Here is a 13,219-nt window from a genome sequence, read left to right as displayed (position 1 = left end):
AAGAAAAAAAGGAATTTTAGATTATCTTTGAAAAGATAAATCATGTTACGTTCGAATAAATTTTCTTGGCTATAATGCGAAAGTTTGTGTACAGGCTTTTTATAATCCAGTTTTTATTTCTTGTCAGACTGTTTGACGGGGTTGCTTCCGCATCAACAGATACCTTGATGAATAGTCTTTTGAAGCATATTCAGAATAAAGAGGCGTATGCGGAGCAGAAAAAAAATTATCTATTAAACCTAAAAAAGAAATTAGCCGATAGCGCTGGAAATATTAAACCCACGTATGAAATCCAACGGGAGTTATATAATATTTATATTTCCTATGAGTCTGACTCTGCGATAGTTTATGCGAAAAAGAATGTTAATCTTGCCATTGAGCAAAATATGGACTTTTGGCGTATAGAAAGTCAATTGGATTTAGCGGCTTTTTATTTAACAGGAGGAATGTATCTCGATGCGGATAGTCTCCTAAGACAGATTAAACCGACCCGAATTGACCACTATCTACGCATTAAATATTTCGACACGAAGCAGAAATTTTATAGGTTCTATGCTTTTCAGCATCTTGAACATGAAAAGTATATTGCCCTTAGTGATAGTTATCGTGACTCTTTATTGTCCATATTGGATACAGCGTCGTACCATTTTAAAATGGTTTACTCCGAGAAGCTTATTGACCAAGATAAAAGCGAAGAGGCCAAAAAAATCATCTTTGGTATGATAAAGAATATCAAGGAAGACACACATGAGAAGGCTATGCTTGCTTATTCCTTAGCAAATGTTTATAAAAAAGAAGACAATCTCGAAAAGCAAAGAATGTATTATATAATCTCGGCGATATGTGATATTAAAAATGCGATTAAGGAGAATGCTTCCTCACGTGCATTAGCTTCCCTGTTGTACAAAATGGGTGATATTGAAGGAGCATATGCCTGTATAAGGTCTTCTATGGAGGACGCAAAGTTTTGCAATGCCCGCTTTCGATCTTACGAAGCATCTCAGATTTACCCTATTATAGAGGCATCCTATCAGGATAATGAACGTGAAAAAAGAAAAATTTTAGGTACGTTTTTAGTTGTGGCTTCTATTTTATCAGCTTTGTTGGTCACTGCTGTTATCTTCGTTTATAGACAGAAGCAACGTATTAACCGAGTCAGACAGGAACTATACAGCACAAACATGAAGCTTCGCGAGTTTAATGACAAGCTGCACGTCGCTAATGAGGAACTAATTCGGGTTAATCAGGAGGTTTCATCTATGAATAAAAAACTATCGGAAGCCAATCAGATTAAAGAAGTTTATATCGGGCACTTTTTGGATCTTTGCGCAACGTATATCGATAAGCTGGAACGATACCAAAGCACTATTAAGAAGCTGATTATGGGCGATAAAATAAACCAGCTACTACGATTAGTCAAGTCCCATGAAATGATTGATCATGAAGTACAAGAGCTTTATAATACGTTTGACACGACTTTCCTCCATTTATTTCCCGATTTTATAGGAGATTTTAACTCACTTCTTCGTCCCGAAGAGCGAATCGAGGTCAAAGACAGTGAAAAGCTAAATACAGAACTCCGTATTTTCGCACTTATTCGATTAGGTATATCCGATACCGCCAAGCTTGCAAGTTTCCTGCATTACTCTTTGAATACTATTTACACCTACCGTGCAAAAGTGAGAAACAAAGCTATTATGGATAAAGATGAATTTGATAAAATGGTCATGAAAATTGGTCAGATAAGAATTACTTAAACCTAAAAACGCTTTATATATACACCATAAATCTTGTGTAAATAGAGCGTATCATTTATATTTTTCACTCATTTTTTCATTATTAATATTCTGATTAATAATGTGTTGGGTATTATTTGTATTCATATTTTCTAATACTCCCCTTTTTCTAAGTTTCTTGTTTATATAGATTTGTGATGTAGCAAAGCGCTACCAAATAAACCTTAGTAAACAAATTATAAATCGAACAAACTATGAGGGAATTTATTCTACTTTTTTTTCGACGACCTCCTGTTTTTTACCTTTCCATCATCTTATGGATATGTATGGCATCAGGGGCGTATGCACAACAAAAAGACATCTCAGGCTTAATTTCTGATATGCAAGGCAATCCTATTGCAGGTGCTACCATTAAGATTAAGGACACTGCTGTGGGTACACAGAGTAATGAAAATGGACAGTTCATATTTCAGTCCGTCCGTGAGGGAGGCGTTCTGCAAATATCGTCTACCGGCTATACGGGAGTAGATGTTACTATTGATGCTCGTTCCCATTATCAGATTACACTCCAAGAAAGTGCTGATGTCATTGATGAGGTGGTCGTGGTAGGTTACGGTACCTTGGACAAGAAAGAAGTAACGAGCGCTATCACCCATTTGGGTAGCAAAGACCTTAATGTATTTGGTGGAAATGCGGTGCTTAATTCTATACAGGGCAAGGTTGCTGGACTGAGTGTAGTGAATACGGCACAGTCTGATCCGAATGCGGGTCCAAGTATCCAATTGCGTGGAGCCTCCTCCCGCAATGCTGGTCTTGGACCTTTGTATGTCATTAATGGAGTTCCCGGAGGGAATGTGGATAACCTTAATCAAAATGATATCGAATCCATTGACGTATTGAAAGGTGGAGCTGCTTCAGCGATTTACGGTACCCGTGGTAGCAATGGGGTTATTATTATTACCACCAAGAAAGGTACAGGTATAGCCTCTGCTTTTTACGATGGATATGCCAGCTTTGATATTGTCAACAATAAAATTCCGGTATTGAGTGCGGAAGATTTCGTGAAATACAACAGAGGAACTGATTTTGGTGCGAAAACAAACTGGTTTGACGAAGTATCACGTGATTTTGCTTATAATCAAAAGAATACTGTACAGTTTTCCGGAGGAGGGGCATCCACGAATTATATCGTTTCTGTAGACTACCGAAATGCCAATGGTCTTGACCTTCGTTCTACCAAAAGAGAGTATGGAGCACGATTGAACCTTAATCATACCTCAGCCAATAATCTGTACACGGCGACTTTCAATATCGCTCCCCGATTTCTGAAAGCGAATAACAGCAGTCACAATGCGTTTAATCAGAGTCTTACACTGAATCCAACGTTACCTGTTTTCGATGAGTCGAACCCAAATAGATACTATTTTATAAACACAGGATTTTCAGGATCATACAACCCGGTAGAGGAGTTACGTACAGTGCAAAGTGGAACAGAAGGTAAATATATTGACTGGAATGCAGCATTCAAATTGAACTTGACTGATGACTTATCTACCCAAATCATGTTAGGACAGCAATCCAGCGACTTTTTTGGTTTTGGATTTACGCCATCGTATAACACCGGAGCCATAAATGGCAACAACGGAAGAAACTCGGCAAGTAGAGATTACAATAAAAGTGACCAATACGTGTTTGAGTGGATTGGAAATTATAAAAAACTGATTCAGGAACACAATTTTAACCTGATGGGTGGATATTCCTATAATTACTTTGTTAATTCGGGAATGAATGCCGGAAACCAAAATTTTCCTTCAGACATTCTGACCTATAATAGTTTGGGTACCGGAGAATATAACATTCCTATTCCTGACAATCCACAATCGGGCGATTATACTTTCAGATCCGTAGGCTCCTATAAAAATGATTCAAAATTGATTGCTTTTTTCGGACGGTTAAACTACAACTATGGCGGTAGATATTATGCCTCAGCAAGTTTGCGGTATGAGGGTTCGTCCAAGTTTGGTTATGATAATAAATGGGGCTATTTTCCGGCGGTATCACTCGGTTGGCGGTTGACGGAAGAGTCATTCTTTCCGAAAGATTCGTGGATAGACGAATTGAAGTTGCGCGCTGATTATGGTGAAACAGGAAATCAGGATTTTGGAAATTATCTCTCTCTTGATACCTATACCGGGTTTGGCTACTTTAACTTTAATGGTCTGAACTATCAAGTGTGGGGGCCAAGCCAAAATACCAATTATAATCTTCGGTGGGAAAAGGCACAGAACTTTAATGCCGGATTAGATTTTGAATTGTTTCAAAGGAAGTTAAGCGGTAGCTTAAACTACTATGTAAGAACAAATAGAGACCTGTTGGGGTACTACAATGTCCCTGTACCGCCTTTCGTACAAACGACTACTTTTGTAAATGTAGGAACGATGAAAAACTCGGGAGTAGAACTTCAGTTGAATGCTGCGGTTGTGCAAAAAGAGAACTTTTCCTATTCCATTACCTTTGCAGGAGCAACCAATAACAATAAATTCGTTTCCTTCTCGAATGATACTTATCGTGGACAAGATTTTCAATTTATGGCCGGAATGCCTTCGCCGGGTTCCCCTGGTCCGGCACAGAGGTTAGAAGAAGGGCGCCGGATAGGTGGTTTCTACATGTATAAGTCCGCAGGAATAGATGCCACAGGAAGGTTGATGGTGTATGATAAGAATGACAACATCATTCCCGGAAATATGGCCAATGAAAATGATAAGCGATTTGTCGGCAATGGATTGCCGTTGTATACCGCAAGCTTAGGAAATACCTTCACTTACAAAAAACTGGATGTTTCGGTGTTCCTGAGAGGAGCTTTTAAATATGATATTTTTAATACCACTGCGTTCTATTTGGGAACACCTGTTACGCAAAGTGGGGCAAATGTGTTGGCATCAGCTTATGGAAAGGGTAAATATGCTGCGTTGACCAATGCTGAAACCTATTCTACACTGTCGGATTATTTCCTTGAAAAAGGTGACTTCCTGAAAATAGACAATGTGAGTGTGGGCTATAGTTTTGATTCGCCGGTAAAATATATCAATTCGATACGGTTGTATGGAGTAGCCCGAAACTTATACACGTTCACCAACTTTACAACTGGAGACCCTGAGATGATATCCGTAAACGGATTAACGCCGGGGATCAATACCTCGCTATCGTATTATCCGTCGACGGTTCAATTCCTTGCCGGTGTACAAGTTAGATTTTAAAACTTTTAACTCCTATTTGAAATGAAGTATTTTAGAAAAAAACTTATCATATTAAGCAGTAGCCTCTTTTTTCTGGGAGCAGGCTGTACCGACCTAGATGAAACCCTATATGACCGTATCACATCCGAAAATTTTTTGCAAACAAGAGAAGATGTAATTCGCGACTTTCTCCGCCCGTTCGAACATGCCTATTGGTCCATACAGGGTAGCGGTCTTTTTTATGCACAGGAATTGTCTGGAGATCAGCTCATGACACCTAATCGTGAAGGTGATTGGTTTGATGGTGGTAAATATCAACGCGCACATTATCATACTTGGACTATCCAAGATGACTATACCAGCCATATGTGGAATGCCCTGTTTCAGGGTGTCAGCCTCGCAACGAACTCACTGGAGGATATGCAAAATGTCGATATTGAAAAGGTCGGCATCACACAGGCTGAAAAAGATGACTTTATAGCTGAGTTGAAGACACTAAGAGCATGGTTTAACCTCCGGGCATTTGATCTGTACAGAAATATTCCTATAGTAACTAAGGTAAAAGGAGAGACATCAACACCTCCTCAATCCAGTCCGCAAGAGATATTCGATTTTATTGAACAAGAACTTATCTCTGCTATTCCGGCTCTTCCGACATCTCAGGATTTGGGAACTACAGGTATTGGCCGTTGGACGAAAGGTGGTGCGGCAGCATTGTTGGTGCGTCTGTATCTTAATGCTGAGGTGTATATCGGACAACCAAAATATGCAGAATGTGCAACCGTTGCGCAGGATATTATCGATGGCAAATATGGTGCTTATCAACTAGAAGACCTTTGGTATAAGCCATTCGACTATGATAATGCTACGTCGAGCGAAATGATGTATGGTTTCCCATCTACCCTGGCACGTACACACTGGCATTATAGTGGAGATATGTATTGGTGGATGGGGCCGCATCAAGCGCATAACTTTTTCGGTTTTAAGGATTTTGGTAATATGAATACCCGTTATGCTTTACAGCCGGGGCGAGACGTAGATGGTGTAGAATATCCTTGGTCATTGGGTAAGCCTTTTATCAAGTTCCAACGTTATCCGGACGATTTTCGATTGAAAAAATACAAGAATTTGGGAAATAGCAAGAGAGAAGGTATGTTCCTATACGGTTATCTTCCTTATCATGATGACCCGACGAAATTTGTTAAGAGTAACCGTGGGTACACGATATATGTTCGTGACCAGGTGGGGATGTTCAGAGATACCCCTCCGGAGGAATCGCTTGCGGATAAAGAATCAAATATGAACCATGCAGATGACAATTCGGGAATATGGGTAACAAAATATCCGATATACCCTACCGGAGACCCAAATGCGATTGCTTCGGCCTATGCAGAGATACGGTTGGCAGAGGTCTATTATTCGTTGGCTGAATGTAAATTCCGTGCAGGCGACAAAGTAGGAGCGGCAACGTTGCTGAATGCTGTACGCAAACGGAACTATCCTGAGGGTTCTACAAGTCTATACTTAACAAGCGGTGTGCAGCTTACAGAGCAAGAACTGATAGACGAGTGGGGACGGGAGTTTTTGGTGGAAGGTCGTCGTCGTATAGACCTTATCCGTTGGGGTAAATTTAACACGGGTGTGTGGTGGGATAAACAAGCGGATGCCGATGACCACACAAAAATTTATCCAATCGGACAGGAGGTCTTAGGACTATTACCTCATTATGAACAAAATCCGGGATATCCACGGAATTAATAACATTTAGATAAAGACACATGCGAAGAAATTATATTAAAATCACCGAAAAAGCAGGTATTACGCTCTTAGTAATCTGCGTTGCGGCATTCTTTTTACAAGCATGTAAAAAAGAAAACAGACCACCCGCACCCTTTCCCTTGGAAACAGGGGAATTAACCGCATCTGCAGATGTGGTTACAATAAATCCTGATAAACCGGGAGACGAGGCAATGACCATCTCATGGGCAGCATTTCCCAATGCAATGATTAAATATACGATACAATTATCGTATGAAGGTGTAGAGGAGTTGGTCACGGTGCCATCGGGCGCGGTAAGCAAAAGGTTCAACCACGGTGAACTGAATAATATCTTAGTGGATAAGCTTGGTATGAAAATAGGTTCGGAGTCAGAATTAGGACTCACTCTTTTGGCGGAGATATCATCGAAAAATGAATCTGCTGTTTCCAAGAACATTAAAATCAAGGTAACACCTGCGGCAACAGGAGCTGCCTATAATGAGCTTTGGGTCGTTGGTGATGCTACGCCAAACGGTTGGGATATTAATAATCCAAATTCTATGCGGAAAGATCCTACGGATCCATTCCAATTTAAGTTCAATGAGGTGTTAAATGCCGGAGATTTCAAGATTCCGGTCTCTACGGGCGATTGGGGAACGGACTTTTTTATGCCACTACAAAACAACCCCGCTATTACGGAAACAACCGTACAACTGACGATTGGTGGCAACCCGGATAATAAATGGCGTATAACCGAGCCCGGTCCATATAAGATATTACTGAATATTGGGTCTGATCCTTTTATTAACATTATTCCTTTTACACCTTATGCACAGGTATGGATGGTGGGCGATGCGACACCGGCAGGATGGAATATTGAAGCACCAACACCAATGATAGCTACAGCGGGAAATCCTTACGAATTTACATACACAGGACCATTGAGTGGTGGAGACTTTAAAATAGCAACGTCAACAGGCAATTGGAGTACACATTATTTTATGCCTCCTGTTGATGGGCAAGGCACTGAGGGGACTGATGCTATTCTTATAGCTGGAGGTAATCCTGATAATAAATGGAAGATTGCAGAAGCAGGCAGCTATAAAATTACGTTGAATCAATTGTACGAAACTATTTCTATTGTCAAGCAATGATGAAGATTAAATTAGGCTATGCTGTTATCGTCGTCAGTATCCTTATAGCTACCGGGTGTGCTAAGGCACATCCGGAAAACACAGTTGATAAGGACAGCCTGCCCAGCAACGCACCCCATAACCCCTTCGTGGGGCCCCTGTATTGGAGTACGTATGAGTATAACATCAAGGCAGATGATTATATCCCCGAAGAAGAGTGGGAAAAGAATATCAATTGGATGGAAGAGAACCTCAAGGATTATGGATACAAGATGGTTTGTATCGACGGTTGGGGAGATGACCAGCAATTTAATGAACACGGCTACCGCACATCCCACTCTAAACATTGGAAACATGATTACGCCTGGTGGGCAAAAAATTTGAAGGAGCGCGGGATGGAGCTGGGCATGTACAACAATCCATTATGGGTGATAAAGACCGCTGCCGATGCCGGAATTAAAATAAAAGGAACGGATATCCCACTGTCTAGCATTATGAATGAAGATGAAAATGCGACATGGTTTAAATGGGTTCAGGTAGATAAACCGGGGGCAGAAGCATACGTGAAAGGCTATATACAGTTCTATGCCGACATGGGCATTAAATATCTGCGTGTGGATTTTCTCTCTTGGTTTGAAGATGGATGGGACCGTAATATGGGGACTGTCGGGCCTAAACGTCCACAGGCACATTATGAAACTGCACTCCGATGGATAAAGGAAGCTTGTGACAAAAATGGCATCTTATTGAGCTTGGTCATGCCCCATTTGCATAATGAAGCCGAATTGGAAATAAAGTACGGACATATGATTCGCATCAATGAAGATGCGGAGTACGGAACTTGGTATCGATGGAGTGACAATCAGCGGGGTACGAAAAGAGTCGGCTGGTCAGTGTATGCAAACCCGGTAGATGGCACTACCTATTGGTCCTATATCGCAGGTCGAAATAAGATGATACTTGATGCCGATTTTCTGCGTATAAATACCTTTGCAAATGCTGAAGAGAAAAAGAGTGTTGTATCGCTCTGTTTTATTTCGGGTGGCGCGGTCACTGTTTCGGATCGGTATAACTCTATTGGTGACAACCTTTGGGTGTACCAAAATAAAGAGTTATTGGCTCTTCGGGAAGATGGTTTTGTAGGAAAGCCACTTACCAATGATCCTACAAAACAAGAGAGCCAAATATGGAAGGGGCAGTTGAGCAATGGTGATTGGGTAGTGGCATTTTTTAACCGGGAGAATACCTACCAAAGTAGAGGAATCATTTTCGCTGATTTGCCTATGCAAGACAAAGCTAATGTGAGGGATCTTTGGAAGCATGAAGACTTAGGTGTGATGTCTTCTTTTTCAACAAGAGTACCTCCGCATGGTGTTGTCGTTATCAGAATCAGTCCCTTGTAGTTCCTTATTTGAAGATTTAGATTGCACGGCAATACGAATGAATAATAAATAAAACATAAAATACGTAGTAATGAACTTTTCTTTTAGACATCTATTCATCTATTTAACATTTGCGTTAAGTATATTCAAAAGTAATGCACATGAACTGGCTTCACCTTCGGGCCAACTTAAGTTATATTTTTCACTAAACGAGCAGGGTACGCCAGTGTATTCATTGGATTATAAAGGAAAGCCGGTTATTAAACCTAGTAAATTGGGTTTGGAATTGACGGAGAATGTACACGCTCTACATTCACTCTATGATAAGTTCAGAATAATTGATGGAAACCAAAACACTTTTGAGGAAACGTGGCAACCTATTTGGGGTGAAACTAAGGATATTCAGAATAAGTACAACGAGTTGGCTGTCACTCTAGAGCAAGAAGGTTCTGAGCGTAAGCTAATCATACGCTTTCGCTTGTTTGACGATGGGCTTGGGTTTCGATATGAATTCCCCCAACAAAAAAAACTTGTCTATTTCACGATCAAGGAGGAAAGAACACAGTTCGCTATGACTGGCGATCACATCGCACACTGGATTCCTGGTGATTATGATACGCAGGAATATAATTATACTACTTCTAAACTATCCGAGATCAGAGGGTTGATGGGAAAATCTTATGAGGAAGGAAACGTTTCTCAAACCTCTTTTTCACCGACAGGTGTTCAAACTTCGTTGATGTTAAAGAGTAATGATGGTATTTATATCAATCTTCATGAAGCTGCCTGTATCAATTATTCAACTATGCATCTGAATCTTGATGACAAGAACTTTATTTTTGAATCTTGGTTAACGCCTGATTCTCATGGAGACAAAGGTAAGATGCAGGCCCCGTGTACATCTCCTTGGCGAACAATTATCGTTAGTGATGACGCAAGAGATATTTTGGCTTCTAATATGACTTACAATCTCAATGAGCCGAACAAGATTGAAGATGTATCTTGGATTAAACCAACAAAGTATATAGGTGTTTGGTGGGAAATGATCTCCGGTAAAAGCAGTTGGGCATATACAGAAGAATATCCTTCTGTACAATTAGGGATCACAGATTTCAATAAAGCAAAACCTAATAAAAGTCATGGAGCTAATAATACTAATGTGAAGAGACATATTGATTTTGCGGCGAAACATGGGTTTGACGCAGTTCTGGTAGAAGGATGGAATATCGGTTGGGAAGATTGGTTTGGCAATGATAAAGATTATGTTTTTGATTTTGTAACACCCTATCCGGATTTTGATCTTAAAGGGTTGAATGAATATGCCCAGTCAAAAGGTGTTAAGCTTATGATGCATCATGAAACATCTGCTTCTATCCGTAACTATGAACGTCATATAGATACGGCTTATAGACTGATGAAACAATATGGTTATGATGCTGTAAAAAGTGGCTATGTGGGTAAAATACTCCCATTGGGGGAGCATCATTATAGTCAATGGACCAATAATCATTATCAATTTGCAGTAGAAAAAGCAGCAGATTATCAAATTATGGTGAATGCGCATGAAGCTGTGCGCCCAACTGGGATTGCGCGCACTTGGCCAAACCTTATAGGAAATGAGTCGGCAAGGGGAACAGAATATCATGCATTTGGAGGTATCCATCCTAATCATGTAACGATTTTGCCATTTACACGGTTAATTGGCGGTCCCATGGATTATACACCGGGAATATTCCAAATGGATCTTACTAACGGAGCACATGTGAACAGCACTTTGGCAAATCAGCTCGCGCTCTACGTAACTATGTACAGCCCTTTGCAAATGGCAGCAGATTTTCCGGAAAACTACGAGCGTTTCCTCGATGCTTTTCAGTTCATCAAGGATGTTGCTCTGGATTGGGACGAAAGCAAATATCTAGAGGCTGAACCGGGACAGTTTTTGACCATTGTACGAAAGGCTAAAGGGAAAAATGATTGGTTTCTAGGAAGCGTGTGTGGAGAAAACGGACATACAGCAAATATTGATTTTGGATTTTTAGATGCAGGGAAAACCTATGAGGCAACAATCTATGCAGATGCTCCTGAGGCACATTACTTAACAAACCCTCAGGCTTATGTTATTAAGAAAATCAAGGTGACCAATAAATCGAAATTAACTCAGAGAGCTGCTCCTGGAGGTGGTTTTGCAATCTCGATTATACCCATTCAAAAATAAGGGGTCTTTACTAAACTAATAGGGCAACGTTTTTCGTTGCCCTATTTAGTCTTTTATTATTCCATATTGTGATAAACAGCCTGAACGTCGTCGTCTTCCTCGATTTTGTCGATCATTTTCAACACGTCTGCTGCTTGTTCTTCGGTAAGCGTAGTGTGCGATAAAGCGATACGCTCTAATTTTGCAGATTTTACTTCGATACCTTTTGCTTCCAATAGGCTTTGCATATTTCCAAAGTCTTCAAAAGAAGTCTGTACCACAACAATATCATTACCCTCTTCGTCGGATTCTATATAAAGTTCTTCCAATCCGCCGTCGATAAGCTCCAATTCTAATTCATCCGTATCCAAATCCTCAGCCGCATCAAAACGGAAAATAGATTTACGTTGAAAGATAAAGTCCAAAGAACCTGTTTTTCCTAATGAACCTCCTGCTTTGGTGAAGTAGCTACGTACATTTGCCACCGTACGGTTGGTATTATCTGTTGCTGTTTCGATTAATACAGGTACGCCGTGCGGGCCATAGCCTTCGTAAACATACTCTTCATAGCCTTTGGCATCTTTTTCAGATGCTCTCTTAATAGCCGCTTCTACACGATCTTTCGGCATGTTCACTGCCTTGGCGTTCTGAACAGCTGTGCGCAGGCGGGAGTTGTTTTCCGGGTGTGGGCCACCCTCTTTAACCGCAATAGCGATCTCTTTTCCCAATCGTGTAAACTGCACGGCCATCTTGGCCCAACGTTTAAATTTTCTCTCTTTTCTAAATTCGAAAGCTCTACCCATTGTTATACGTTTGTTTTGAGGTTCTCAATCATGTCTTTTGTCATCGCCTCCAAATCAAAGGACGGTTTCCAGCCCCAGTCATTCCGCGCGTAAGAGTCGTCAATGCTGGCTGGCCAGGAATCAGCAATGGCTTGTCGAGGGTCATTTTCGACATAAGACAGCTCAAAATTAGGAAGAATTTTTTTAATTTCTTCGGCAATCTGGGCTGGTGTAAAGGAAATTCCTGCCAAATTATAGCTAGAACGTATAGTCAGCTTTTCAGCCGGAGCCTCCATCAGTTCTATTGTGCCACGAACAGCATCTGGCATATACATCATAGGAAGCTCTGTTTCTGCTGAAAGAAAGCTGCTGTATTTGCCGTGTTTTAGGGCTTCAAAGAAAATGTGTACGGCGTAGTCTGTAGTACCTCCTCCAGGTGCAGTTTTCCAAGAGATAATGCCCGGGTAACGTATGCTGCGAATATCTAATCCATATTTTGCGTGATAATATTCACAGAGCCTTTCACCTGCCAATTTGCTGATCCCGTAGATGCTGTTCGGATCCATGATGCAGTATTGATCGGTTTGCTGCTTTGGCGAATGCGGGCCAAATACCGCAATTGAACTTGGCCAAAATATCTTCTTGATACCTAATTCTATAGCTAAATCCAAAACATTCAATAAACCGTTCATGTTCAAGTCCCAGGCCTTTTGCGGATACTGCTCGCCAGTTGCAGAGAGCATAGCTGCCAACAAGTATATTTGTGTGGGTTTATGTTTTTCTAACAAAGCCTTTAATGCTTGTTTATCCAAGACATTGATGATTTCAAAAATTTCATCATCTTTTAGGGTTTGTGGTGTCCGGATATCGGATGTAATGACATTTTCACTGCCAAATTTTTGTCGCAAGGCAGCCGCCAGTTCAGAGCCAATCTGACCATTGGCGCCAATCATAATAATACGCTCTTTCATCACTGCAAAGATAGGTCATTTTTTACT

Annotated in this window: 8 protein-coding genes; 6 read left to right on the top strand and 2 right to left on the bottom strand. The window is 40.7% G+C overall.

What is annotated here, in order from left to right; all coding sequences use genetic code 11:
- Positions 1 to 167: 167 nt before the first annotated feature.
- From BM375_RS06825 to BM375_RS06800, 6 genes are all read left to right on the top strand, one after another.
- Positions 168 to 1,757: a DUF6377 domain-containing protein gene (locus BM375_RS06825; protein WP_170852608.1), complete on the top strand. Its 1,590-nt coding sequence runs from the start codon at positions 168 to 170 to the stop codon at positions 1,755 to 1,757.
- A gap of 233 nt (positions 1,758 to 1,990) precedes the next feature.
- Positions 1,991 to 4,993 (top strand): SusC/RagA family TonB-linked outer membrane protein, encoded by a 3,003-nt coding sequence (locus BM375_RS06820; RefSeq protein WP_212611635.1) that lies wholly within the window; start codon positions 1,991 to 1,993, stop codon positions 4,991 to 4,993.
- Positions 4,994 to 5,014: 21 nt separating this feature from the next.
- Entirely contained in the window at positions 5,015 to 6,730 is a 1,716-nt protein-coding gene (locus BM375_RS06815; protein ID WP_093364698.1) for a RagB/SusD family nutrient uptake outer membrane protein, read from the top strand.
- A 20-nt stretch (positions 6,731 to 6,750) separates the two neighbouring features.
- Positions 6,751 to 7,884, top strand: a complete 1,134-nt coding sequence (locus BM375_RS06810; RefSeq protein WP_093364697.1) for a SusE domain-containing protein — start codon at positions 6,751 to 6,753, stop codon at positions 7,882 to 7,884.
- A complete protein-coding gene (locus BM375_RS06805; protein ID WP_093364696.1) occupies positions 7,881 to 9,266 on the top strand; it encodes an alpha-galactosidase in 1,386 nt (461 codons plus the stop codon). Before BM375_RS06810 ends, BM375_RS06805 begins: the two co-directional genes overlap by 4 nt.
- A 70-nt stretch (positions 9,267 to 9,336) precedes the next feature.
- Positions 9,337 to 11,460 carry a glycoside hydrolase family 97 protein gene (locus BM375_RS06800; RefSeq protein ID WP_093364695.1) on the top strand — a complete coding sequence of 708 codons (2,124 nt, stop codon included), beginning with the start codon at positions 9,337 to 9,339 and terminating at the stop codon, positions 11,458 to 11,460.
- Positions 11,461 to 11,516: 56 nt separating this feature from the next.
- Here BM375_RS06800 and BM375_RS06795 read toward each other — a convergent pair whose 3' ends face one another.
- On the bottom strand, positions 11,517 to 12,242 hold the full coding sequence (locus BM375_RS06795; protein WP_093364694.1) for a YebC/PmpR family DNA-binding transcriptional regulator: 726 nt from the start codon (positions 12,240 to 12,242) through the stop codon (positions 11,517 to 11,519).
- A 2-nt stretch (positions 12,243 to 12,244) separates the two neighbouring features.
- Entirely contained in the window at positions 12,245 to 13,192 is a 948-nt protein-coding gene (locus BM375_RS06790; protein ID WP_093364692.1) for an NAD-dependent epimerase/dehydratase family protein, read from the bottom strand.
- Between the last annotated feature and the right edge of the window lie 27 nt (positions 13,193 to 13,219).

The organism is Sphingobacterium wenxiniae (genome assembly GCF_900116225.1).
Classification (GTDB): domain Bacteria; phylum Bacteroidota; class Bacteroidia; order Sphingobacteriales; family Sphingobacteriaceae; genus Sphingobacterium; species Sphingobacterium wenxiniae.
Note: the sequence above shows the minus strand (reverse complement) of the source record. Positions and strands in the feature narration are given on the sequence as shown.

Excerpts from the sequence above, each read along its gene's own strand:
- BM375_RS06815 (WP_093364698.1), top strand. The coding sequence starts at position 5,015 with ATGAAGTATTTTAGAAAAAAACTTATCATATTAAGCAGTAGCCTCTTT.
- BM375_RS06810 (WP_093364697.1), top strand. The coding sequence starts at position 6,751 with ATGCGAAGAAATTATATTAAAATCACCGAAAAAGCAGGTATTACGCTC.
- BM375_RS06790 (WP_093364692.1), bottom strand. The coding sequence starts at position 13,192 with ATGAAAGAGCGTATTATTATGATTGGCGCCAATGGTCAGATTGGCTCT.
- BM375_RS06800 (WP_093364695.1), top strand. The coding sequence starts at position 9,337 with ATGAACTTTTCTTTTAGACATCTATTCATCTATTTAACATTTGCGTTA.
- BM375_RS06795 (WP_093364694.1), bottom strand. The coding sequence starts at position 12,242 with ATGGGTAGAGCTTTCGAATTTAGAAAAGAGAGAAAATTTAAACGTTGG.
- BM375_RS06820 (WP_212611635.1), top strand. The coding sequence starts at position 1,991 with ATGAGGGAATTTATTCTACTTTTTTTTCGACGACCTCCTGTTTTTTAC.
- BM375_RS06825 (WP_170852608.1), top strand. The coding sequence starts at position 168 with ATGAATAGTCTTTTGAAGCATATTCAGAATAAAGAGGCGTATGCGGAG.
- BM375_RS06805 (WP_093364696.1), top strand. The coding sequence starts at position 7,881 with ATGATGAAGATTAAATTAGGCTATGCTGTTATCGTCGTCAGTATCCTT.